Raw genomic sequence first — 23,606 nt, 5'->3', positions numbered from 1 at the left:
GGAGAACAGAAATGTATTTGGATAAATTCGGGAGGACGGTGAAACTCGCCGTAGCGGGTTTCACCTTGGCCGCAACAACGGCCGGTACAGCGCTCGCTCAGGATGCTGTGACCCTGAAATGGGCTTTGTGGGACTGGGACAAGACAGCCTATTACAAGCCGCTGATCGAGGCCTATCAGGCCAAGCACCCCAATGTGAAGTTCGAGCCGATGGACCTCGGCTCGCAAGACTATCAGCAGATGATCTCGACGCAGCTGACCGGCGGCTCGAAAGACATCGACATCGTCACCGTCAAGGACGTGCCGGGCTACACCAACCTGGTGCGCGCCGGCAACATCGCCGATCTCAGCGGCTTCGTGAAAGATCAGAAGATCGATCCGGCTCCCTATGGCGGCCTGATCGAGGAACTGACCATCGACGGCAAGATCTATTCGATACCCTTCCGCTCCGACTTCTGGGTCGTCTACTACAACAAGGACATTTTCGATAAGGCCGGCGTGCCCTACCCCACCAATGACATGACCTGGGCGCAGTTCGATGCAACCGCCGAGAAGCTTGCCGGCGGCATGGGCACCAACAAGACCTATGGCGCGCTGCTGCATACCTGGCGTTCGACCGTTCAGTTGCCCGGCATCCTCGACGGAAAACACACGCTCGTCGATGGCGATTACGCTTTCCTGAAGCCGTGGTACGAGCGAGCGCTCACCCTGCAGAAGGACGGCGCCATTCCCTCCTACGCCTTCCTGAAGACGTCGAACACGCATTATTCGGCGCTCTTCTTCAACGGCACGATCGGCATGCTGCCGATGGGAACCTGGTTCGTCGGCACCCAGATCACCAAGGTGAAGTCGGGTGAATCGAAGAGCAAGAACTGGGGCATCGTGAAGTTCCCGCATCCCGACGGCGTTGCGGCCGGCACGTCGGCGGCGCAGATTTCGGGCCTGGCGGTCAACGCCAATTCCACCCACAAGGAAGCCGCGCTCGATTTCATCAAATTCGTCACCGGTCCGGAGGGCGCGGCCGTTATCGCGTCGACAGGCACCTTCCCCGCGCTCAAGACCGCTGACGTCAGCGCGAAGATCGCAGCAACGCCCGGCTTCCCTGAGGACGCGGCCAGCAAGGAAGCGCTGATACCGTCGAAGACCTACCTGGAGATGGCGGTCAATCCGAACGCCGCCAAGATCGAGGTCGTCCTGAACCGCGCCCATGACGCGATCATGACCGATAACGCCTCCGTTGACGACGGCTTGAAAGAAATGACCGAAGGCGTGAAGGCCATCAAGTAAACGCCATACGACATCGCGGCCGCGGGTGAGCATTTCGCCCGCGGCCGGTTCCTGTTCTAAAAATTGGGACTGACGATGATCTACGATCCCACCAAGGCCAATCCGCTTTCCGGCAACCCGCTGAAGACACGCGGCGATCTGGCCAAGGCCATCATCGATCTCTTCAAGCCGCTTCTGCCCTATTTCTCCGAAGGCGGCGCCCGTGTGCGCCTTAGCGCTACCGGCGCGATTTTCGACCGGGCGGCAGCGGATCTCGAAGGATTTGCACGCCCGCTCTGGGGCATCGTTCCGCTCGTTGCGGGCGGCGGCCACTTCCCGCATTGGAACCTCTATCGACGCGGGTTGGCGAATGGGACGAATCCTGCGCATTCCGAATACTGGGGCGACCTGGCCGACCGCAACCAGAGGCTGGTCGAGCTCGCCGCCGTCGGCTTTGCGCTGGCGCTGGTGCCCGAACACATCTGGGAACCGCTGAGCGACGGCGAGAAAAGGACCGTCGCCGCCTATCTTCTTGCAGCGCGCGAACTGGAATTCATCGACAACAACTGGAAATTCTTCCGCGTCCTGATCGACCTCGGGCTGGAGCGCGTCGGTGTCGCTTTCGACATGGCAAAAACCGCCGCCTATCTCGATGAACTGGAAGCTTTCGACATCGGTGAAGGCTGGTATCGCGACGGACCGGTGCGGCGGGTCGACCATTACATTCCCTTCGCCATGCATTTCTATGGCCTGATCTACACGGTACTGGCGCGCGGCGACGAGGCGCGAAAGAACCGGTTCCGCAATCGCGCCAAGATCTTCGCCGTGGATATCCGCCATTGGTTCGGCCCTGATGGCGCAGCCCTCGCCTTCGGCCGCAGCCAGACCTACCGCTTCGCGGCCGGCGGCTTCTGGGGAGCGCTTGCCTTCGCCGGGGTGAAAGCGCTGCCATGGGCGGAGATCAAGGGGTATTATATGCGCCACATCCGCTGGTGGTCGGCCATGCCGATCGCCGATCGGGACGGCGTGCTCTCCATCGGCTATGGCTATCCAAACCTCTTGATGAGCGAGAGCTACAATTCGCCCGGCTCGCCCTATTGGGCGCTGAAATTCTTCCTGCCGCTCGCCCTTCCCCAGGATCATCCGTTCTGGACCGCCGAAGAGATGCCGCAGCCGGATTTCCCTGAGCCCGTGGCGTTGAAGCCGGCCGGCATGGTCGCCATGCACACGCCGGGAAATGTGGTCGTTCTCTCTTCCGGTCAGCAGCATGACAAGATGCGCGGCGCAAACGAGAAATACTCGAAATTCGTTTATTCCACCCGCTACGCCTTCAACATCGAAGCCGACGACCGGAATTTTGCCGCCGCAAGCTTCGACGGCATGCTCGGCCTCTCCGACGACGGCGTTCATTTCCGCATGCGTGAAACCATGGAGGAGGCACTGATCGCGGGCGACCGGCTCTATTCGCGTTGGCGCCCTTGGAACGATGTCACCATCGAAACCTGGCTGCTTCCCGCCAATCCCTGGCACATCCGCATCCACCGCATCGCGACACCGCGTGCGCTGAGCACCATCGAGGGCGGCTTTGCGATCGAACGCGCCGATTTCAACGCCGATCGATCGGAGCATGCGCAAGGCCGTGCTATCTGGTACGGCCAGACCGATGTCAGCGCGATCGTCGACCTCTCGCCTCATCCGAGAACCGGCCATGCGATGAACCCGATCCCCAACACCAACCTCGTCCACGCCAAGACCCTGCTGCCGCAGTTGCGCGGCGAAGTCGGCCCGGGAACCACCGTGCTAGTCAGCGCGGCACTGGCTCTGCCTGTTCAGGAGGACTGGGCACTGGCGCTGGAGAACCCGCCGGCCTGCCCGCATCTTGGCGAGTTGGAGCGGCACTTCCGCGAGAAAGGCGTTCGGGTGCCGGCATTCGCTCTCCTGATGTAGCTTGGTGAGGCGTGCGCCGTCGGCGGGGCATGGCGGATCGAAGTCGAGATGATTGAGCTCCGGCTCCATATGCGGCTTCTCAATCGCCGCAAGCTCCTGATCGCCGAGCATTCTCGTCAGGTCGACACTGCGATCGCGGCGGAGATTCCACAAGTTCGGCTTGACCATTCTGAAGCCGATAAAATCCAGACTGCGGCACCGGCAGTTCCAGCATTTCCTCTCTGGATAGTCGAAGATACATGCCTCGTATCAGCCTCCCCGTCAGCCCGTGGGATATGGCGATCGTCGTCGAGCGAAGTCCTGACAACCATTCCTCGACGCGGGCACAGGCTGCATCGAATGTTTCTCCATCCGGCGATCGAAAGAACCAATCGAAACCGGTGGCGCCTTCGAGCATGCTCGGATATTCCATGCTGATTTCATAGTGACTCATGCCGTCCCATGATCCAGTCGTGACCTCCATCAATCGTGGGTCATCGCGGCTGGCCAATGGCACATATCGTGCAATCCGCGCCGCCGTTTCCTTTGTGCGACCCAACGGGCTGACATGAACATCGATCTGATCGAAGGACCGCTCCAGTTCGCGGGCAAGAAGTTCACCCATCTGATCCGCTTGCTGCTGCCCTCTCTGAGTGAGGGGGGAATCCTTGTGACCTTGAAAGCGGCCGGCGGCATTCCAGGTCGTCTCGCCATGCCGAAGAAGAAAAATTATCGTCAATATCGTAAAACCTATGAAGAACTGCAGCAGCAAAGGCCTTAGCAACCGATAGGCTTATATGCTTTCCGACATTTGTACGGCCGCGTCCACAGACGCCGCGATAGTCCGTGTGAGGAGATCCGCGCTTGGCGCGATGAAGGCCAACGCTCTGATGGCCCTTCTTCAACACCTCCGCCAGCGGGCTAACTCCCGCCCTTGCCTAGCGGGCAGCAGCAACGCGCAGTTCATCCGACGTCTCGGCGCCAATCGGAAGCCGCAGCGTAAAGGTCGTGCCATTCCCGCGGCTGCTTGCCACTTCTATCGATCCGCCGTGAAGTTCGATGATCTGCTTGACGAGATTAAGGCCGATGCCAGTGCCGGCAATGCCGGTGGAACTTCTGGCGCGGAAATAACGCTGGAACATTTTCGGGAGGTCATCGGCGTCGATGCCGATGCCTTCGTCGCGGACAGTGATGTAAACGCCGTCCCCTTCCTGCCATCCGGTGACGTGGACGTTTGGAGAATCCGGCGCATATTTCACGGCGTTCGAGAAGAGATTGCTGAAGACCTGGTCGAGCGCAGGATGATCCCCATAAATGGTCGGAGGAAGCCGATCGAGGTCGAGCAGAAAACGGTGGGTGCGCCGGATGCTCTCCTGGCGGGCGCCGCAGATTTCGATGATTTCCGCGATCGAGCACGGCTTGTGCACGATATTGATCCTGCCGTGGTCCAACCGCCCGGCAGCAAGGATACTTTCCATCAGTTCGAGCATGCGCGAAACCGAACCGCGGATCTGATCGGCTTTTTCGCAAAGAAACTCCGGCGTCGCTGCCTCTTTGCGCCGAATGAGCCGTTGCGCCGCGCCGTCGATCACCGCAAGCGGGGTGCGGAATTCATGCGACGCCATCGAGACGAATTGCCGCTGCAATTCGTTGATCTGCTTTTCCTGTTCGAGCATGCGTTCGAGCTCTTCTGTCTGCCGCGCCAGTTCGACGGTGCGGGAGCGCACCATCTCTTCAAGCGTGTCGCGGTGCTGCAGCAATGCCTTTTCGGCGCGTTTGGCCTCGGTGACGTCGACGACAGCCATCAGCGATGCCGCCTGTCCCTTGTAGTTCAGGCAGGTGGAATAGACGGTGACCTCGATGGCCGTGCCATCTCCCTTGAGATGGCGGGAAGAGTGGGACGAGGCAGGATCCTCGACATCGAAAACGACGGCCTGCGGCGGGTTGGATTCCTGCGCCTCGATATCGGATAGCCGCATCGTCAGGAATTGCTCCAGACGATAACCGTAATGATCGATGGCAGCCTGGTTTACGTGGAGAAATCTCAACGTTTCATGATCGTAAACCCACATCGGCATCGGGTTGCCTTCGAACAGCAGCCTGAACGACGCCTCCTGCATTTTAAGGTCGGAAATATCGACGCGTATGCCGACACTGCCGCCTTCGGAGATCTGGCGTTCTTCGATCCGTATCCAGCGGTTTCCGGGTAGGCGCTGCTCGTGTTTGCTGGTGGGCTTTGCATGATGGGCCAGCCTCTCCGCCAGCCATTCCTCCTCGCGCCCGACCGCTTCCGGATATTGGCCGCGTTCGAGGCCAGCACGCAGGCGGTCTTCGAAGCGCATGCCTTTCACGAGCATATCGCCGCTTTCGGCGTAAAGCTGCTCATATCTCTGGTTCCACAGGACGAAGCGGTCTTCCTCGTCGAACAAGACGAGGCCCTCGGGGACGACTTCGAAAGCCGCCAGAAGACGTGCATGCGCCGCCCGCGCCTCCTGCTCGGCGCGTTCTGCCTGGACATGCGCCTTCGCAAGAGCCTTTTCAGCCTGCCAGGCCTGCGTGATGTCCTCATGGGTCGATACCCAGCCGCCGTCCGACGTGCGCTGATGATAGCCGCGGATGATCTGGCCCGACTTGAGTTCCTTGATCCAGTCTCGGGGCGTATCGCCCCTGTTGGTCGCTTCGGCCCAGGCGAGATATTCCGAGGTCGAGGTGGCGGGAACGGCGCCGACCCCCTGTCTCAGCTTGAGGATGTCTTCGAGTGACTGTCCCGGATGGATGACGGAGGGATCAAGTCCGTAGACTTCGGCATAACGGTTGTTTGAAAGCAGCAGCCGGCCGGCCTCGTCGAACAGGCAGACGCCTTGTCCCATGCTGGCAAGCGCCGTATCGAGTTGCTCGTTTCGCCGCCGCAGGTTCGCCTGGACTGCGCCGAGCTCGATATGTCGGTTAATGCGGGCGACGAGCTCCGCGGCGGAGACAAGATTGGAAACGCAATCGACCGCACCGGCGGCAAGCGCTCCGATCCGGCCCTCCTCATCCTCCGGCGAGACCACGATGATGACCGGAATATCACACGTTATGGGGTTTGATTTGAGACGCCGGCAGTCTTCGAGACCGCGTCCCTCCGGCGACAGGGCGTCCAGCAAAATGAGCGCCGGCAGCGGTCTTTTGGCAGCCAAATCGTGAAACTCAGCTCGGTCGAGGTGAAGGCGCAGCACGATACCATGCCGCTCAAGGGCGTGACCGACACCCTGCAGGCCTGCCAACGTGCTATCCATTGCCAAGATTGTGTGCAATTCGCCGGACACGACCGTTCCCCCTTCGTCCACATGGACGCGACTATAAGTCGTGCGGGTTAACACGCCGCTCACCCCAGGTCGGTGCCAGGGTGCTCCACGTTCTATGGTTGAAGAACGGTTGCGGGCGACGCGGAAAATATCAGGTGGAGCAAGAGGACGCGCGGCAGGATATTCCTTGAGATTTCGGCGTCGCCCAGGCCTAGCGTTCGTTCCGGATGTCGTGCAGGAGATCCAGGCCGCGCTGGTATTTTTCGGTTTTCTTGCCGGCTTGCTCGGCCTGTCGGAGATTGTCTTCGAGGTCGGCCTGTTTGACTGGCAGGGCCAGCGGATTCGATGCGGCGCGTCTGACGAATTCGTCATCAGTCTCCTCGGGCCGCCGCGTCAAGGCATCCACCGCGGAAATGATCGCCGGCGGGAAGCCTTCCTCCCTCAACCTGTCGAGCGTCCAGCCGCTGCCTTTTTCGGCGACGTCGTGAAGATAGGCGACCGTTCGCGCCTCGTCGCCCGACACGAGAAGCGCGACCCGCTGGCAGTGCTCGAAGAATGGCCGGCCGGTCTTGTCCACCTGCCCTTCATGCGCCTCTATGGCGATTTGCGTGGCATGGTCGAGATGCTGCATCGCGGTTACGGCCCTTCGGTCCTTCTGATTCTTCGCTGGGAAGGCTTCTCACCCGTTGTTATCTCGATATCGGGTGTCGTCGCCCCGGCAACTTGAGCAACGCCGGCTCGCGGCGGATCGAGATCACCGCTTTCCCCGGCTCCTTGAAGCAAGGCCGCATCATCTCTGTCGTCTTGATCAAGCAGGTCTTGCAGCGTCTCATGCTCGTCTTCGCCAGCCAGCTCGTCGCAGGCCTGCATCCAATGACGCAGGTCCGAACCTTCAGGGCGGCCTTCGGCTTCCCAGATTTCATAGGCGCGCCGCCGTATCTGCTCGTGTTTGTCTATGGCCATGATCTTCTCCAGTTTCGACCTGACCTTGCAGCGTTCGTCTGGCTCCGGCGCTCCCGACGGCTCTCAGCGCAGCTTCGTCTTTCAAGGCGTGTTGATGGTGGGAAGAAAATCTTCCACTTGCTTGCGCTCATCCTTTGGGAGGGTCTCCACCCGCTCTTTCCAGAAGCGTTCGGCCGCCGGGGGATCCTCCTCCCATTGGCGAACAGTGGTGATGTTGTCATCAATTTTGGACCGGCGGCGCCCGCCGAGGCTGAGATACTCCTTCGCGAGTTTCAGGCTTGGTGTCTCAGTACCGCTATCGCGATCAACCGTCGAACGAGCGTTGCTTCGAGCGGCTTCCAATGCCGCCTGGCGATCGGCCTCGGCTTGCTGCGTGTCGAAGGAGCGCGCATCGTCGGTTCCGTTGTCGGGAGACATGTTGGTTGGGGAAGTGGTCATGGATCACCTTTCGATGCTGTGATCCAATAACCTCCGCCAGCCGCGAGAGTTCCGCATGCTGGCGATTGATTCGGGCGGGCGGTCGAGCCGAACCGCGCTGCCGGCAATCAGTGAACGGCCATGCTCACCATGCGATAAGGGTGCACGGCCTCGAACTGCGAGATCATGGCCGTTGCCTGAAGCAACACGCGCTCGGCATTCTCGGGATCGTCGCGAGCGAGTTCGTCGGCATTGACGCGGATTGCTTCGGCCATGTTGTTGGAGAGTACGGCAAAGTGCGTATTGCCTTCGACAAGCGCCTCGCGCGCCGTATCCTCCAGCGTGCGAGCGATATCGACGAAGATCTCCTCGCGTTCCTCGATAGTGAGGTCTTTGATTATATTGGTCTTCTCTTCCATGTCACTCACTCCTAAAGACGTGGGACGGTGATCGAGCTCTTCGAGCCTCGATCGCCTGAGAGCTAGGAACGCCGACATCCGGATTCAAGCCATGTACAGTTTGAACTCGCCTTCGAGCCGAGGGGACGAGATCGTCATTATGCCGAACGCAGGAGTGGGCCTTCTGTTCCCGGGGAGAGCTGCTAGCAGTCGCCGGTAGAGAGTGCTAATTTTTCTCCTGCTCCTCTTGAAATCGAAAAACGCTCGAACCAGATCATTCGCGCAAGGCGCGACTTTGCACCCGAACCTCGTCAATCCGGTTCGGCCAGAGCCGACAACGTCGTCATTGTTTGTCTATGGAGGAAGACATGTCGTTCCGACCGCTTCATGACCGCATTCTCGTCCGCCGCGTCGATTCCGAAGAAAAAACCAAGGGCGGCATCATCATTCCCGACACCGCCAAGGAAAAGCCGCAGGAAGGCGAGGTCATCGCCGTCGGCCCCGGTGCGCGCAACGATGCCGGCCAAATCCAGGCGCTCGACGTCAAGGTCGGCGATCGCATCCTGTTCGGCAAATGGTCCGGCACGGAGATCAAGATCAACGGCGAGGACCTGCTGATCATGAAGGAAAGCGACGTGATGGGTATCATCGAAGCTCAGAGCGAGCGGAAAGAGGCCGCCTGAGTCCGTCAAGTCGAAAATCAATGCTAAAGCCCAGTGCGATCTCTGAGATTCGCTCCTCGCGCTTTAGATCTTAATTTCTACGCATGTCGTCCTCGCAAAACCGCTGTACACTTGGCGACATGCGCAAGCTGCCGATGAAGGAGTGAGGACATGGCTGCTAAAGAAGTCAAATTCAGCGTCGAAGCCCGCGAAAAAATGTTGCGCGGTGTCGACATCCTGGCCAACGCCGTAAAGGTGACGCTGGGTCCGAAAGGCCGCAACGTCGTGATCGACAAGTCCTTCGGTGCGCCGCGCATCACCAAGGACGGCGTCTCGGTCGCCAAGGAAGTCGAGCTCGAAGACAAGTTCGAGAACATGGGCGCGCAGATGGTCCGCGAAGTCGCTTCGAAGACCAGCGACATCGCCGGCGACGGCACCACGACTGCGACGGTGCTCGCCCAGGCGATCGTCAAGGAGGGCGCCAAGGCCGTGACGTCGGGCATGAACCCGATGGACCTGAAGCGCGGCATCGATCTCGCCGTCAGCGCGATCGTCGAAGAACTGAAGGCCAACGCCCGCAAGATATCCAACAATGCCGAAATTGCCCAGGTCGGCACGATCTCCGCCAATGGTGATGCCGAAATCGGCCGCTTCCTGGCGGAGGCCGTGCAAAAGGTCGGCAATGACGGCGTCATCACCGTTGAAGAAGCCAAGACCGCCGAGACCGAACTCGAAGTCGTCGAAGGCATGCAGTTCGACCGGGGTTATCTCAGCCCCTACTTCGTCACCAATGCCGACAAGATGCGGGTCGAGTTCGAGGACCCCTATATTCTCATTCATGAGAAGAAGCTGTCGAACCTGCAGTCGATGCTGCCGATCCTCGAAGCTGTCGTTCAGTCGGGCAAGCCGCTCCTCATCATCGCTGAAGACGTCGAAGGCGAAGCCCTTGCGACCCTCGTCGTCAACAAGCTGCGCGGCGGCCTGAAGATCGCTGCCGTCAAGGCGCCCGGCTTCGGCGACCGCCGCAAGGCCATGCTGGAGGACATCGCCATCCTGACCGCGGGCACCGTCATCTCCGAAGATCTCGGCATCAAGCTTGAGAATGTGACGCTCAACATGCTCGGCCGGGCAAAAAAGATCACGGTCGAGAAGGAAAACACCACCATCATCGACGGCGTCGGTTCGAAGGAGGAAATTTCAGGCCGCATTGCCCAGCTGAAGGCCCAGATCGAAGAAACCACCTCCGACTATGACCGCGAGAAACTGCAGGAACGCCTCGCCAAGCTCGCCGGCGGTGTTGCCGTCATCCGCGTCGGCGGCTCGACAGAGGTCGAGGTGAAGGAGAAGAAGGATCGCGTCGACGATGCGCTGCATGCCACCCGCGCAGCGGTCGAGGAGGGCATCCTGCCAGGCGGCGGCGTGGCACTGCTGCGCGCGGTCAAGGCGCTCGGCAATATCAAGACGGCCAATGACGACCAGCGCGTGGGTGTCGACATCGTCCGCCGTGCGCTCGAGGCCCCGGCTCGACAGATTGCCGAAAACGCCGGCGCCGAAGGCTCTATCATCGTCGGCAAGCTGCGCGAGAAGAGCGACTTCTCCTATGGCTGGAATGCTCAGACCGGCGAATTCGGCGATCTCTACGCGCAGGGCGTCATCGATCCGGCAAAGGTCGTTCGCACCGCACTGCAGGATGCATCCTCCATCGCCGGCCTGCTGGTGACGACGGAAGCGATGATCGCCGAGAAGCCGAAGAAGGATGCTCCTCCGGCAATGCCGCCCGGCGCCGGTATGGACTTTTAAGTCAGGGTCTCAGGCTCGCCCGGACACGCCGGGCGGGTCTTTTCCGAGAGAATGAAGATGGTTCAAACGATCCTAAGCCGATCGCAGGTGCCGTTGGACTCCCGCGATCTCGAAACCTGCCAACGCGTCTTCGACAAGCTCAGCGCCGATTACGCAGTGGCAAGAGACAGCGACGAAGCCGAACGAATGGCGAGCATCATCATCGAGCTCTATCGACAGGGCGTGCGCGATCCCAATCATCTGCAGTCGATGGTTCAGGCGGCCCGCGGCCTGTTTGAGACAAACGGACGCCCGACCACGCCGGTGACTGCGCCGGCACGCAATCGATGACGAGCGCATCCCGGATCCGCTTCAGCTCATAGCCGAGATCATATCGGAAGGGCTGACGCCGAAGGCATGTCGCCTTCGGCCGCCGTAACGGGCCGGCAGCAATCCGAGCCGCTCCGCACGTTTCACGCCACAGCCGCGATTGTGTCGCCGTCGTTCGGCAGCAGCCGCGCCACGGCGCTCAAAAGGTCGGTCTGCGATATCAGGCCGAGTATCCGGTGGTCGTCGTCGACGACGATAACGGCATGGGTGCGCCCGTCCGTCAGAACCGGCAGCAGCGACAGGGCGAGATCCGAAGCTCTTGCCACCGCCGGCTTGGAGATCGCGTGGGCAATCGTATCGCCGCCCCCAAACAATTCGCGCAAGCCGACAGTGCCGATCAGACGGCCTTCCCGATCTTTCACCGGCAGGGTGCGGATATTATGCTTCAAAAGAAGATGTCGCGCGGCGTCCGGGTCGGACGTTTCGCCGATGGCGATCACGTCCCGCGACATGATATCGGCGCAGCTGATCTTGTCGTTCGATCGGATGGCCGCCTGCAGCTCGACCTGCTGCAGCAGTCTCCCGAGGTCCGCACGATCGATATCGAATGTTTCGTCGAGCGCTTCGAGAGCGGCATCGACATCCTCCTCGCGAAAGCCCACCCGCGCGGCGGATGGCGGATCGATCGTCTGGTGGGTGTTCTCCGCCGGCTTCGGCACGACATGCGGATAGTTCCGCCTTGAAAGCTTGTGGAACAGCAGCCCGAGCCCGACGAGGATGCAGGAGTTCAAAGCGACGGGCACGAAGGGAAAGAGGAATCCCCACCCGGCAACGACGGGGCCGCCGAGCACGGCGGTCAGTGCCGCAGCCCCTCCCGGCGGATGCAGGCATCGCGTGAACGACATTGCGCCGATGGCCAGCGAAACGCCGACGCCCGTCGCGATGATCGGATCACGAATGAAATACGCCGCAATAATCCCCATCAGGGCGGAAATTGTATTGCCGCCGATGATCGCCCATGGCTGCGCCAACGGGCTTGCCGGCACCGCGAAAAGCAGCACCGCCGACGCCCCCATCGGTGCGACGATCAGCGGAAGATGCGGCCCCTGACCGAACAGATAACCGCTGATGACGCCAGTGAGACCGATGCCCAGCAAGGCTCCGAAACAGGCGATCAATCGTTCTCTTAGCGTCGCGCCGGCCAGAATGGGCGAAAACAATCGAAAGCGGCGAAAACGGCTCGGCCCTACCTTCGGTGAAACGGGAAATTGCATGCGAAGACCAATTGGGAGCGAGGGATTATCTGGAGGTGGAGGACGAGACGCCGGAGCTAGTTTGCCGCCAACCTGACATCTCTGCCTTTGGTTGCGCCAAGCACTTCATGAAAGGCACTGAAGGCGCTAGGGCAATCGTCCTTGCGGTAAACCAGCACGGTCTCGACCGGCCCGAGCTGATGGGTTTGAACGGCAGTCGGCCAGTGCATGAGATCGAGAACGGACCTTGGCATCACACCCGCGGCATTTCCGGTCGCAACACTCGCCAGGATCGCATGATAGGAACCGTGCTCGATCGTCGGCAGGCCGCTCGATTTGCGCGCCCAATCTTCGGCAATCCGGCGATAGGTGCAGCCGGGTTCCAAAGCCGCGAGCGACCCGACACGCAGGTCGGCCGCGGATTTGATGGCGGGATGCCCGGATGGCAGCACGATCAACAGATCTTCGATGAAGACCGTCTCCATCCCCAGTGCCTCGAGTTCGGCATCGAAATCCAGATCCTCCTCCCGCATCGCCTTCGGTGGGCGGGCAATAAGCGCGCAATCCAGCGCATCGGCCAGAACATCGCGGGCGAGATCGCGAGACGCGCCCATCGTCAGATGCAGCGACACGTCGGGCCACATCTGGTTGAATTGCGTCAGCGCCGCCGGCAGCCGGCTTGCCGCCGTGCTCTCCATCGTGCCAACCCGCAATGTTCCCGATGGGGCAAGAGGCCGCACGGCCTGGCGCGCTTCGAGCGCCAGCGCCATCAGCCGATTCGCATAGGCGACAAAGGTTTCGCCCTCCCGCGTCAGCGTCATCTTCTTCCCGTCACGGCTGAATAGGCAAGCGCCAAGGTCCTCCTCCAATTGCTGGATGCGCGTCGTCACATTGGACGGCACCCGCCCGACGGCCTTTGCAGCCTTCGTAACGCTGCGATCGCTGGCAACAGCGAGGAATATCTCGATTGACGAAAGGTCCAATAAAAATCTCTTTTCCGGAATTAAAGCGAGTCATCGTTCTCTATATAAAAATCATCACCCGAGCTCAAGCCGGTTTAGACACAGGCGCAAAAACCGGAATCGGGGCAGCGTGAGGGCTCCCGGGCGCGACCTTCTCATGATGTCCGCGCCATCGGCAGGCCGGACAGCCAAGTGATTGCCGAAAAAAAGATCGAGACGCCACCGAAATAGCCACGCAAAGTCCGGGATCGTCCCCGCTACCGGGCGTTTTGCAGCTGGCATGGAGATTGCGTCTCGATGCTGATCTGTAGAACGACCGGCGCCGACCATATGCTGCACCTTGTTTTGACCTGCCTTCTTCTAAGCGTCGCTTCAGGCCTGAGCATGCGGCGTTTTCTTCTGCCGTATTTTCCCGGCGGCGACCTCGCTGAGAAATCCGCTCCCGTCACGGTCGTCGCAAGCGCGGTTTTTCTGGCGGCAGTCGCCTTTACCATCTCCGACCAAAATCTCTGGAGCAAATCCGTCGTGCTGATGCTCTGCCTTTTGCTGGCGGCAATGTTCGACGACGCCCGCCCCAGTCTGACCATCGCGCTTTCTGCCATTAGCCTGGCGGCCTACCTCGGGCTGCGCCCGATCGGCTGAGCATCTGCTTGGCATCCTGTCCTGGCGATCGATGACACGGTGTTCTGGCTCGAGACCGTATACCGGCGGGAAACGGCGCAAGGCCTGTGGCAATATCGTTCCTTCCGACCCGAAGCCGAACGTATCTAGGCTTCGGCCGCCATGCCCATTATCCCGGCGCTTAATTTCCGTCAGCCGAGCGCCTGGCTGACCAGCGCATAGGTTTTCGGCCGATGCCCCACATGACCTCCCGGAATTGGAAGCCAAGGGTCGCCCAGCGACATGGTTGTCACGAAGTCAAAGACAGCAAGGCCACAGCGGGAGAGAAAATCGGCAAATAATCCGGCTTTCTCGCGCGTATCGAGGCGCAGGAATGACCCCGCATGCTCGAGCGCATGCGGATGAACGACGGCAATTGCGTCTGCGTCACTGACCGCCACGACCGGGCCGACGACATGGCTGCGCCCGAACCTTCGGCAAAGCGCGAAGGCCTCGACCCGGCCGGAGCGAACCAATACGACGCCCTTGGAATGTGCCATCAGCCGTGTCAGAAGCAGCGTGCGGTCCGTGCCGAAGGCAACGCGATCCAGTTCCGCGATCGCCTCCAGATCTTCAGCTTCTACGGGCCGTAGCAAGCTTGAGCTTTCCCGTGCGACGGAAATTGCAATCGATGCCCTCCTCGGTGACGATCGCCTCGATCGTATCGATGGACTCATCGAACGCCCGATAGAGCGCCATAGCCCTCTCCGCGCCGAGCGCTGACTTCGCGGACAGGAAGCTGTGAGCCAGTCCGTTGTTGAGGTGGCCGCCATTGCGCCCCGATGCCCCCCAGCCCACCCGTTCGCCCTCCAGTACGACGACCTTGACGCCGGCTTTCGCAAGCTGGCGCGCAGCTGCAAGCGCGGTAAAGCCCGCGCCGATCACGGCGACATCATAATGTCCTTCGACAGGACCTTGAGCCGCATCGGCAAAAGCACGCGCTGTGTCGTGCCAGTAGGACTGGAACTGCATCCTCTTATCTCCGTCAGAGGCCGACAACGCCAAGCAAGCCGGAGATGTCGGGAATCTCGACATAGCCGTAATAGGGATTTGCCGGCTCGTGACCGCAATTGACCCAGACCTTGTTTTTGATGCCGAGATCGTGGGCCGACATCAGATCATAGCGGAAGGAGGACGAGCAATGCAGCACGTCCTCTGGCCCGCAGCCGAGCATGTCGAACATGTATTCGAAAGCCTGGAAGCGCGGCTTATAAGCATTGGCCTGCTGAGCGGTATAAACCGCGTGGAAGGGCGCGCCGAGCTTTTCGACATTCGACATGATCTGGGAGTTCATGGCGTTGGACAGGATGACCAAAGGAATTTCCTTGGCAACTCTGGCAAGGCCCTCGGGTACGTCCCGATGCGCCCCCCAAGGGTGGGAACACGCTCGTAAACCATTTGCGCTGCTTCGTCGCGAAACGTGACGCCGTTGCGCTTGCATGTCCGCTCGAGCGAGTTGTGCACCACCTCGGCGTAGGGCTTCCAGGCGCCCATGATCTCGTCGAGACGATAGGCGGCGAAATTCCTGACGAACTCCGCCATGCGCGGCTCCTCGAGTTGATCGCCGTAGAGGTCGCGCGCCGCTTCCGCCATCTGGAAGTTGGTCAGCGTGCCGTAGCAATCGAAGGTGATGTATTTCGGGCGGAACGTCGTCATCTGCGTATCCTTGAATGACTGGAACCGGGATGTTTCACAATCATAGGCACCGCTTTATCCGTGGCTTACCCGAATTGGCGGCATCCGAAGCAGAATCTATCGTATCGAAAGCGGCGTTTGGCAGAAGGTTGCGCGCGCTCGGGTTCAGTCGTGATCGTGGTCATGATGCGACGGAAGATCGAGGCCGAAGGTATTGACGAGATCGGCGACCTGGGCCGGGCTGAGGAAACGGGGATTGAGGTTGCGCAACAGCAGATAGAGCTTCGCCGTTTCCTCCAGTTCCTCGGTCGCGAAGACCGCCGCCTCCAGGCTGTCACCGGCGACAACAGGTCCATGATTGGCGAGAAGCACCGACGAATATTTGCCTGCCAGTCCGCGGATTGCGTCAGCCACCGCCGGATCCCCAGGACGATAATACGGCACCAAAGCGGTCTCGCCGGCGCGCATGAGATAATATGGCGTCATCGGCGGCAAGGCGGCCCGCGGATCAATATCCGGCAGCATGGTCAGCGCCACCGCATGGGTGGAGTGAAGATGGACGATGGCGCGGGCGCTGCCGCGTGTCTCGTAGAGGGCGGTGTGAAGCGGGATTTCCTTGGTCGGCTTGTCGCCGGACAGCAAACGGCCTTGCGCATCGAGCCTGGAGATCCGGGCCGGGTCGAGAAAACCGAGCGAGGCGTTGGTCGGCGTCACCAGCCAGCCGCCGTCCTCCAGCCGCAACGATATGTTGCCGGACGAACCGGGCGTCAGCCCGCGCTCGAACAGCGAGCGAGCGTATAGGCAGATTTCCTCACGCAGGCGCGCGTCGGACATGGTGGTTCCTCCAGGTTACGCAGTTGCCCCTTCGATCAGTTCAAAACCGAGATCGATGGCCTGCGGCGGCGCGTTGGCGACGACCAGCTCAGCGGCGATCTGCCCCGTCGCCACACGCGGCGTGCGGATGGTCGATAAGGGTTGCGGTATTGCCCGGCCGATATCGAGGCCGTTATAGCCGAATATAGCGAGCTGCGAGGGGATGGCGATCCCTTGAGCGAGACAATGAAAATAACCACCGAGCGCCATGTCATCGTTGGAAAAGTAGACCGCATCGAGGCCGGTCGCTCGTGCGAGCAGTCGCTCCAGTCCCTGCTTGCCGTTTTCGACCGAGGAAGCGTCCGCGAGGATTTCCTGGGCGATGAGGGGGGTGCCGTTGGCTTCAAGAGTTTCACAAAAGCTCAAGAAGCGTTTGCCGGCGCGGGTGTCGCGGTCCAGGTCGTGACCGACATAACCGATCCGCCGGTAGCCCCGCCTGAGCAGGAAGGCAGCGCTCTCCCGCCCGGCCGCGCGATTCGAGAAGCCGACCGCAATATCGAGGGCGTCGCCATCCAGATCGAGCAGTTCCACGACCCGGCATCCGCTGGCGCGCAACATCTTCGCCGTACCCTCGGTGTGCTCGTAGCCCGCCAGCATCACTGCCGCCGGGCGCCAGGCAAGCATCGCGGTGGCGAGCGCCTCCTCCTTGCCCGGATCATAGTCCGTCACCGAAAAGACTGCCTGATAGCGGTTTTCTTCGAGAACGGCACCCGCTCCACGCAGCACGTCGGAAAATACGATGTTAGACAGCGAGGGAATGACGAAGGCGACAAGGCGCGAACCGGTGGAGGCAAGCGTTCCCGCGATCCGGTTCGGGACATAGCCCAGCCGCTCGACGGCAGCCATTACCCGCTCCCGCGTTCTGCCGGAAAACGATCCGTGGTTGCGCAGCACGCGCGACACCGTGCTCTCGCCGACGCCGGCCGCTTGCGCGACCTCTGCAAGGGTCACCGTCGCCTGATGTTTGAATTCCATGGTCAATCTTGAACCCGGCATCTGAAGCGCGAAGCTATCCTCGGGACACCTCGCTGCGATAGCCATTTTTCATCTCTTCCGACCAGAAGCAAGATATTTTTGGCAGCGCTGCCAATCTGCAGTTGGCAGCGCTGCCAAAAGGGAGTAGGAAAATGGCAGCGCTGCCAAAAGATCGCTCGCCGCCCAGGCATGGCTCTTGCAAGACTGGAGAAACTCCCATGACACCGCTTGCCGAACATTCAGGCCCCACCGTCATCGCGGCGGTGATCGGACTTGGCTCCATGGGCCTGGGAATGGCTCGCTCGATGAAGCGCGCCGGTCTCGACGTCATCGGATACGACATAACGCCGGCGGCAGTGGACCGCTTCGTCGCCGAAGGCGGACGTGGCGCGGCGACTCCTGCCGACGCCGCCAGGGAGGCTGACATCGTCGTCTGCGTGGTGGTCAACGGCGCGCAGACCGAGGCCGTGCTGTTCGGGGCAGAGGGTGTCGCGGCTGCAATGAAGGCGGGCGCCGTATTCATCTCCTCGGCAACCATGGATCCGGCCGTCGCACGCGATCTGGCGGGGCGGGCCGAGGCCCTCGGTCTGCACTATCTCGATGCGCCGATATCGGGCGGCGCGGCGAAGGCCGCGCTTGGCGAGCTGACGATCATGGCTTCCGGCTCCATGCAGGCTTTCGATGCGGCGCGGCCGGGCCTTGAGGCCATGGCCGGCAAAGTCTACGAGCTCGGCGAGGCGGCCGGAATCGGCGCCGCTTTCAAGATGATCAACCAGCTTCTCGCCGGGGTGCATATCGCGGCCGCATGCGAGGCCATTAGCTTTGCCGCCAAGCAGGGTCTCGACCTCGACAAGGTCTATGAAGTCATCACCGCCTCGGCTGGCAATTCGTGGATGTTCGAAAACCGCGTGCCGCATGTATTGGCCGGAGACTATACGCCGCTCAGCAGCATCGAGATCTTCGTCAAGGATCTCGGTATCGTTCAGGATATGGCCCGCTCCGAACGATATCCTGCACCGCTCGCGGCAGCCGCTCTGCAAATGTATCTGGCGGCGGCCGGGGCCGGCATGGGCCGCGACGACGATTCCTCACTCGCGCGCCTCTACGCCAAGCTTTCCGGCGCGGAGTTGCCCGGTTCCGTCAAGGAACCGCAGAGCCTGTAAAGGAAGTCAACATGCCTGCTTTCGCCGCCAACCTCACGATGATGTTCAACGAATGGGCCTTCCTCGACCGCTTCGACGCCGCAGCCGATGCAGGCTTTTCCGCCGTCGAATATCTCTTTCCCTATGAAGTCACGCCGGAGGCCATCGCCGAACGGCTCGCCCGCAACAATCTGCAGCAGGCCCTGTTCAACCTGCCGCCGGGCGACTGGGGCGCCGGCGAACGCGGCATCGCTGCCCTTCCCGGACGGTTCGACGAGCTGAAGGCCAATGTCGAGCGGGCGCTGGATTATGCGGCGGCGACGGGCGTCAAACGGTTGCACCTGATGGCAGGCATCGCCGATCCTCATGATCAGGGCGCCTCTTCCTCATACCGGCGCTCCGTGGCCTACACCGCCGGCCGGCTTGGGGAAAAGGGCATCGACCTTCTGCTTGAACCGATCAACGGGCGCAACATGCCGGGATATTTCCTAAACGATTTCGGCAGCGCCGAGCGGCTGATCGCGGAATGCGGCCTGCCGAACCTGAAGCTTCAATTCGACATCTATCACCGTCAGATCATCCATGGCGACGTTGCCATGGCATTGCGGCGCCTGCTGCCGATCACTGGCCACATCCAGATCGCCAGCGTGCCGTCACGCAACGAGCCGGATGGGGAAGAGCTGAACTATCCCTATCTGTTCAGCCAAATCGACGGGCTGGGTTATGATGGCTTCATCGGCTGCGAATATATTCCGCGAGGCCGCACGCTGGACGGTCTAGGCTGGTTCGCCCCTTTTGCACGGAGCTAGACGATGGCTATTTCACTCGGATCGATCGCTGACGACTACACGGGCGCATCGGACCTCGCCAACACGCTGACAAAGAACGGCTTGCGCACGGTCCAGACGGTCGGCATCCCCGATCCCTCGCTCGCACTGCCCGACGTGGATGCCGTTGTCGTCTCACTGAAAATCCGCTCCGTCCCGGCCGCGGAGGCGGTAACGGCAGCCACGGAAGCTGACCGATGGCTGCGCCAGCGGGGCGCCGGGCATGTGCTTTACAAAATCTGCTCGACCTTCGACTCCACTGATGCCGGCAATATCGGTCCCGTCACCGAGGCCTTGCGCGATGCTGCGGGCGGCGGCAGCGTACTGGTTACACCAGCCTTTCCGGAAACAGGGCGTACGGTCTATCTCGGCCATCTCTTCGTCGGCGGCCAACCATTGAACGAAAGCCCGCTCAAGGATCACCCCCTCAACCCGATGCACGACGCCAATCTCGTGCGGGTTCTTACTCGGCAATCGCGAGGCGCCATCGGCTTGATCGATCTGGCAGCCATCGCGGCCGGCCCTGCCGCCGCGAGGGCGAGGCTCGATGCGTTGCGCACGACAGGCGTGACCATGGCTGTCGCCGACGCGATTTTCGAAACGGATCTTGAAACGCTCGGCGAGATTGCGCTCGAAACGCCGGTATCGACCGGTGCCTCCGGCCTTGGCCTCGGCCTTGCCCGGGCGCTCGTCCGTTCCGGCCGCATATCCGGCCGCGCAACAGCTGAAGACGTCATTCGCCCTGTCGGCGGGTTTTCGGCGATCGTTGCCGGCAGCTGTTCGAAGGCAACACTAAGCCAGCTCGAGGTCGCCGAACGGGCGATGCCTGTGCTGCGGCTTGATCCGGAGCGGCTGATGTCAGGCCCCGATGAGCTCGCCGCCGCTATTTCCTGGGCCGGAGACCGCATCTCCGCCGGTCCGGTCATAGTCGCCGCGAGCGGGACGCCGGAAACGGTATCCCGCCTGCAATCGCAATATGGGCGGGAGGCCTCCGGCCACGCGATCGAGACCGCGACCTCGATCATAGCAGCCGAACTGGTTGAGAGAGGCGTGCGGCGCCTGGTGGTCGCCGGCGGTGAAACCTCGGGGGCCGCCGTCGACAGGCTCGCCGTCCCGGCATTTCTGATCGGCCCCGAGATTGCTCCCGGCGTGCCGGTGCTGCGCACGGTCGGCAATCGGCAGGGCGACATGCTTCTGGCATTGAAATCCGGAAATTTCGGTGGCGACGACTTCTTTGCGGCAGCGCTGGCAATGATGCACTGACCTGCCCGGAAGAGCCGAGCCATTTTGGCCCCGAGCCGGTTTGGATAGCGTGGATATCGTTCGGCTCTAGCATAAGATGCGGCAGCCCCTCGGCCAATGCTATAAGATACTGCCTGAACCGCGGCCTTCAGACGATCTGCCCGCCGGGGCTCCGGCAGACTTGCGGGCACGACATGAAGGACGGCCCGATGCAAACACGTCAGATCGAAATCGCTGCATTTAGCCCAGATCATCTGGAGGCAGCCGTTGCGCTCTCCAGGCGGGCGGGCTGGCCGCATCGGCCGCAGGACTGGCAGATGGCGCTGACCTTGAGCGAAGGCGTTGTTGCAATCGAAAACGACAGGGTCGTCGGCACCGTCCTCGTCACTCGATACAAGCGGGATTGTGCGACCATCAACATGGTGATCGTCGACGAGACCATGCGCGGCCGGAGCCTCGGCCGCAGGCTGATGGAGGTCGCCTTGCAGATCGCAGGCTACCGGCTTTTGCTGGGCGACCCAGAGGAGGCGCGGGCGCTTGGGGGCAGGCTGCGCGCCGGCAGCGTTCGCCTTAACAGTGCCGCCTGGGACAGCGCCGCGCCTTTTGGCGGCTACAAGCAATCCGGCAACGGCCAGGAATATGGCAAGTTCGGACTGCACGAGTTTACCGAGGTCAAGGGCATCGTTGGCTTCTTGAACGACTGAATCTCAAATCTGCGATATCCGGTTTGGGATGCCTGACGTATGACAAGGCCGTGCAGGGTCCAAGCATACTCGCGATGAGGTGCCTCGCCATAGAAGCGGCTGCTCGGCCACACAAACGTAGATCTGGCGCACAGCCTCTGTCGTGCGCCAACACCAACGAACCTGACTTCATGACAAAACCGTCACCTGCGCGAAGGGTCTTAGACCCCCGGTGCCCGCCATTGAAGGCCTTCGCCGCCCTCTCTAGTGCGGAAACAATGTGGTCAGCGGCATGTGGGCTTTGACGATTGGCGATTTCAGGACGACGAAACTGAAATATTTGTCGATGCCGACGTCCATGTCGGTGAGCCTTTCCATGATCGTCTGGTATTCATCGATCCCGGCGGTTACGAATTTCAGCAGATAATCATAGCCGCCCGAAACCAGATGGCATTCGATCACCTGGTCGACCTTCTCGATCGCTGCGAGGAAACGGGCGAAATCGATCTGCCGATGGTTTTTCAGGGTAATCTCGGTAAACACGGTCAGCGTCTGACCGAGTTTGCTGACGTTGATCTGCGCAGAATAGCCTTCGATGTAACCCTCGGACTGCAGCTTCTTCACTCGCATCAGGCAGGGGCTCGGCGACAGATTGACCAGCTCGGCGAGCTCCACATTGGTGACGCGGCCATTCTTCTGCAGTTCGTAGAGGATTTTTATGTCGATCCGGTCAAGTTTCATCATCACACGCGCCTTCGCTTGCTCGAGATCGGCCAACGGCGCAGCAGATTATGCTGCAGCCTTTACAACGTCGAGCTTAGCACATCACAAAGGGGTGTCGATCGGATTGCGGGACATGCCGAAGCACAAATGGCTGCCGGCTGGCCCGCAAGACGGAATCTTCTGCTGTCGCTGGATGAACTCCGGCAAAGGTGCCGCGTCGGATCCGCTAGACTGGCCTGAAACGGAGACCATACCATGCCCGCACCGCTCACGCGCGTCGACACCACACCGCAGCTGCCTGCTGCCGCAGATGCGGTGGTAATCGGCGGCGGCATCGTCGGCGTTTTCACGGCCTATTATCTGGCGCGACGCGGATTGAAGGTCGCCCTCGTCGAGAAAGGCCTTGTCGGGGCGGAACAATCGAGCCGCAACTGGGGCTGGTGCCGGCAGCAGAACCGCGACGCCCGTGAATTGCCGATGTCGACGAAGAGCCTCGATCTGTGGGAGCGCTTCGCCGCCGAGACCGGCGAGGACACCGGCTTCTGCCGCTGCGGCCTCTTCTATCTCAGCAACAGCGATGAGGAACTTTCCGGCTGGGCGCGTTGGCGCGATTTCGCCCGGTCGGTCGGCGTCACGACCCATATGCTGAGCGCTGCGGAGGCATCCGAACGCGGGCGGCCCACCGGCACGGCGTGGAAAGGTGGGGTCTTTTCGCCGACCGACGGGACCGCCGATCCTGCAAGTGCCGCGCCTGCAGTCGCGCGTGCGATCCTGAAGGTGGGCGGCACGGTGCATCAGTCCTGTGCGGCCCGCGGCGTCGACATCGAAGGCGGCAGAGTTTCAGGCGTCCTCACGGAGCATGGCACGATCCGGACGAAGGTCGCGATCCTGGCGGGCGGCGCCTGGGCCTCCTCCTTCTGTCGTCAGCTCGGCATTCGATTTCCGCAGGCCTCGATCCGCTCGTCGATCCTGTCGGTTTCGCCGGGTGCACCCGGCCTGCCGGATGCGCTGCATACGTCAGCTGTTTCCGTGACACGTCGCCGCGACGGCGGCTACACGCTTGCCATCAGCGGCCGCGGCCGCGTCGATCCCACCGCGCAGCAGTTTCGTTTCGCGCCGCAGTTCCTGCCCATGTTCGCCCGCCGCTGGCGGAGTCTGGCACCCGGCGGATTGGAGGGGATTCGTTCGGGCCACGAATCTCTGGCGCGCTGGCGGCTCGACAGGCCGACGCCGATGGAGCGCATGCGCATCCTCGATCCGGCAGTCGACCAGGCCACCATTACCCTCACGCATTCACGGGCGCTCGAGCTGCTGCCCGCCTTGAAGAACACCGAAATCAACGCGGCCTGGGCGGGCTATATCGACAGCACGCCGGACGGCGTGCCGGCAATCGGCGAGATCGCCACCCTTCCAGGTTTCATCCTCGCAGCCGGTTTCAGCGGCCACGGTTTCGGCATCGGACCCGGCGCCGGTCATCTGATTGCCGATATCGTCACCGGCGACGAGCCGATCGCCGATCCCAGGCCCTATCATCCCAACCGCTTCGCGGGGTCCGCCTGGGGCAAAGTCGCCGATTTCTAGAGCGCGTCGCAAAGAGAAGGCCG

The 23,606-nt window shown here is 61.5% G+C and carries 23 protein-coding genes and 2 pseudogenes; 11 read left to right on the top strand and 14 right to left on the bottom strand.

Annotation, left to right across the window (positions count from 1 at the left end; genetic code table 11):
- Window positions 1-11: 11 nt before the first annotated feature.
- Window positions 12-1,286 (top strand): ABC transporter substrate-binding protein, encoded by a 1,275-nt coding sequence (locus ACQ7C1_RS03585; RefSeq protein ID WP_430957341.1) that lies wholly within the window; start codon window positions 12-14, stop codon window positions 1,284-1,286.
- A 75-nt stretch (window positions 1,287-1,361) separates the two neighbouring features.
- Window positions 1,362-3,212, top strand: a complete 1,851-nt coding sequence (locus tag ACQ7C1_RS03580; RefSeq protein WP_430957340.1) for a DUF2264 domain-containing protein — start codon at window positions 1,362-1,364, stop codon at window positions 3,210-3,212.
- 79 nt (window positions 3,213-3,291) lie between these two features.
- On the opposite strand, the gene ACQ7C1_RS03575 is transcribed toward ACQ7C1_RS03580, so the two are convergent.
- From ACQ7C1_RS03575 to ACQ7C1_RS03550, 6 genes are all read right to left on the bottom strand, one after another.
- On the bottom strand, window positions 3,292-3,930 hold the full coding sequence (locus ACQ7C1_RS03575) for a histidine phosphatase family protein (RefSeq protein ID WP_430957598.1): 639 nt from the start codon (window positions 3,928-3,930) through the stop codon (window positions 3,292-3,294).
- Window positions 3,931-4,129: 199 nt separating this feature from the next.
- On the bottom strand, window positions 4,130-6,469 hold the full coding sequence (locus ACQ7C1_RS03570; RefSeq protein WP_430957339.1) for a PAS-domain containing protein: 2,340 nt from the start codon (window positions 6,467-6,469) through the stop codon (window positions 4,130-4,132).
- Between the two features lie 220 nt (window positions 6,470-6,689).
- Window positions 6,690-7,109, bottom strand: a complete 420-nt coding sequence (locus tag ACQ7C1_RS03565) for an HD domain-containing protein (protein ID WP_430957338.1) — start codon at window positions 7,107-7,109, stop codon at window positions 6,690-6,692.
- 5 nt (window positions 7,110-7,114) lie between these two features.
- The gene (locus ACQ7C1_RS03560) at window positions 7,115-7,441 is read right to left on the bottom strand and encodes a DUF2934 domain-containing protein (RefSeq protein ID WP_430957337.1); all 327 of its coding nucleotides are present in this window, start codon (window positions 7,439-7,441) and stop codon (window positions 7,115-7,117) included.
- A gap of 81 nt (window positions 7,442-7,522) precedes the next feature.
- Complete coding sequence (locus ACQ7C1_RS03555) at window positions 7,523-7,879, bottom strand: hypothetical protein (protein WP_430957336.1); 357 nt, start codon at window positions 7,877-7,879, stop codon at window positions 7,523-7,525.
- Window positions 7,880-7,986: 107 nt separating this feature from the next.
- Window positions 7,987-8,277, bottom strand: coding sequence for a hypothetical protein (locus ACQ7C1_RS03550; RefSeq protein ID WP_097600515.1), 291 nt, complete (start codon window positions 8,275-8,277; stop codon window positions 7,987-7,989).
- A gap of 347 nt (window positions 8,278-8,624) precedes the next feature.
- Here ACQ7C1_RS03550 and groES point away from each other — a divergent pair, with 347 nt between their 5' ends.
- The 3 genes from groES to ACQ7C1_RS03535 all read left to right on the top strand — a co-directional run bounded on the left by groES (window position 8,625) and on the right by ACQ7C1_RS03535 (window position 11,048).
- Window positions 8,625-8,939: a co-chaperone GroES gene (groES, locus tag ACQ7C1_RS03545; RefSeq protein WP_430957335.1), complete on the top strand. Its 315-nt coding sequence runs from the start codon at window positions 8,625-8,627 to the stop codon at window positions 8,937-8,939.
- Window positions 8,940-9,089: 150 nt separating this feature from the next.
- Entirely contained in the window at window positions 9,090-10,718 is a 1,629-nt protein-coding gene (groL, locus tag ACQ7C1_RS03540) for a chaperonin GroEL (protein ID WP_085781737.1), read from the top strand.
- Window positions 10,719-10,775: 57 nt separating this feature from the next.
- A complete protein-coding gene (locus ACQ7C1_RS03535) occupies window positions 10,776-11,048 on the top strand; it encodes a hypothetical protein (RefSeq protein ID WP_085782065.1) in 273 nt (90 codons plus the stop codon).
- A 122-nt stretch (window positions 11,049-11,170) separates the two neighbouring features.
- Here the strand turns inward: ACQ7C1_RS03535 and ACQ7C1_RS03530 are convergent, their stop codons facing one another.
- Both ACQ7C1_RS03530 and ACQ7C1_RS03525 read right to left on the bottom strand, forming a co-directional pair.
- Entirely contained in the window at window positions 11,171-12,301 is a 1,131-nt protein-coding gene (locus ACQ7C1_RS03530; RefSeq protein WP_430957334.1) for an HPP family protein, read from the bottom strand.
- Window positions 12,302-12,357: 56 nt separating this feature from the next.
- A complete protein-coding gene (locus ACQ7C1_RS03525) occupies window positions 12,358-13,263 on the bottom strand; it encodes a LysR substrate-binding domain-containing protein (protein WP_430957333.1) in 906 nt (301 codons plus the stop codon).
- A gap of 309 nt (window positions 13,264-13,572) precedes the next feature.
- Between ACQ7C1_RS03525 and ACQ7C1_RS03520 the strand changes: the two genes are divergently transcribed.
- Complete coding sequence (locus tag ACQ7C1_RS03520; protein WP_430957597.1) at window positions 13,573-13,884, top strand: hypothetical protein; 312 nt, start codon at window positions 13,573-13,575, stop codon at window positions 13,882-13,884.
- A gap of 170 nt (window positions 13,885-14,054) precedes the next feature.
- Here ACQ7C1_RS03520 and ACQ7C1_RS03515 read toward each other — a convergent pair.
- The 5 genes and pseudogenes from ACQ7C1_RS03515 to ACQ7C1_RS03495 all read right to left on the bottom strand — a co-directional run.
- Window positions 14,055-14,492 (bottom strand): annotated as a pseudogene (locus ACQ7C1_RS03515) (GNAT family N-acetyltransferase); the annotation flags it as partial.
- Window positions 14,491-14,874, bottom strand: a pseudogene (locus ACQ7C1_RS03510) (NAD(P)/FAD-dependent oxidoreductase); the annotation flags it as partial. The pseudogenes ACQ7C1_RS03510 and ACQ7C1_RS03515, both read right to left, overlap by 2 nt.
- Before the next feature lie 13 nt (window positions 14,875-14,887).
- Window positions 14,888-15,343 (bottom strand): HAD hydrolase-like protein, encoded by a 456-nt coding sequence (locus ACQ7C1_RS03505; RefSeq protein WP_430957332.1) that lies wholly within the window; start codon window positions 15,341-15,343, stop codon window positions 14,888-14,890.
- Between the two features lie 359 nt (window positions 15,344-15,702).
- The gene (locus ACQ7C1_RS03500; protein ID WP_430957331.1) at window positions 15,703-16,371 is read right to left on the bottom strand and encodes an aldolase; all 669 of its coding nucleotides are present in this window, start codon (window positions 16,369-16,371) and stop codon (window positions 15,703-15,705) included.
- Window positions 16,372-16,386: 15 nt separating this feature from the next.
- Entirely contained in the window at window positions 16,387-17,385 is a 999-nt protein-coding gene (locus tag ACQ7C1_RS03495) for a LacI family DNA-binding transcriptional regulator (protein WP_097600510.1), read from the bottom strand.
- Window positions 17,386-17,603: 218 nt separating this feature from the next.
- Between ACQ7C1_RS03495 and ltnD the strand changes: the two genes are divergently transcribed.
- The 4 genes from ltnD (at window position 17,604) to ACQ7C1_RS03475 (ending at window position 21,300) form a co-directional block, all read left to right on the top strand.
- Window positions 17,604-18,548 carry an L-threonate dehydrogenase gene (ltnD, locus tag ACQ7C1_RS03490; RefSeq protein WP_097600509.1) on the top strand — a complete coding sequence of 315 codons (945 nt, stop codon included), beginning with the start codon at window positions 17,604-17,606 and terminating at the stop codon, window positions 18,546-18,548.
- Between the two features lie 11 nt (window positions 18,549-18,559).
- Window positions 18,560-19,336: a 2-oxo-tetronate isomerase gene (gene otnI, locus ACQ7C1_RS03485; protein ID WP_097600508.1), complete on the top strand. Its 777-nt coding sequence runs from the start codon at window positions 18,560-18,562 to the stop codon at window positions 19,334-19,336.
- Between the two features lie 3 nt (window positions 19,337-19,339).
- The gene (gene otnK, locus ACQ7C1_RS03480) at window positions 19,340-20,617 is read left to right on the top strand and encodes a 3-oxo-tetronate kinase (protein WP_430957330.1); all 1,278 of its coding nucleotides are present in this window, start codon (window positions 19,340-19,342) and stop codon (window positions 20,615-20,617) included.
- A gap of 188 nt (window positions 20,618-20,805) precedes the next feature.
- Entirely contained in the window at window positions 20,806-21,300 is a 495-nt protein-coding gene (locus tag ACQ7C1_RS03475; RefSeq protein ID WP_430957329.1) for an aldehyde dehydrogenase family protein, read from the top strand.
- 243 nt (window positions 21,301-21,543) lie between these two features.
- Here ACQ7C1_RS03475 and ACQ7C1_RS03470 read toward each other — a convergent pair whose 3' ends face one another.
- The gene (locus ACQ7C1_RS03470; protein WP_064693246.1) at window positions 21,544-22,020 is read right to left on the bottom strand and encodes an Lrp/AsnC family transcriptional regulator; all 477 of its coding nucleotides are present in this window, start codon (window positions 22,018-22,020) and stop codon (window positions 21,544-21,546) included.
- Between the two features lie 237 nt (window positions 22,021-22,257).
- Between ACQ7C1_RS03470 and ACQ7C1_RS03465 the strand changes: the two genes are divergently transcribed.
- A complete protein-coding gene (locus tag ACQ7C1_RS03465) occupies window positions 22,258-23,583 on the top strand; it encodes an NAD(P)/FAD-dependent oxidoreductase (protein ID WP_430957328.1) in 1,326 nt (441 codons plus the stop codon).
- Window positions 23,584-23,606 lie beyond the last annotated feature (23 nt).

This window comes from Rhizobium sp. Nf11,1 (assembly GCF_050587665.1).
Classification (GTDB): domain Bacteria; phylum Pseudomonadota; class Alphaproteobacteria; order Rhizobiales; family Rhizobiaceae; genus Rhizobium.
This window is presented reverse-complemented; position numbering and strand designations above follow the sequence as displayed.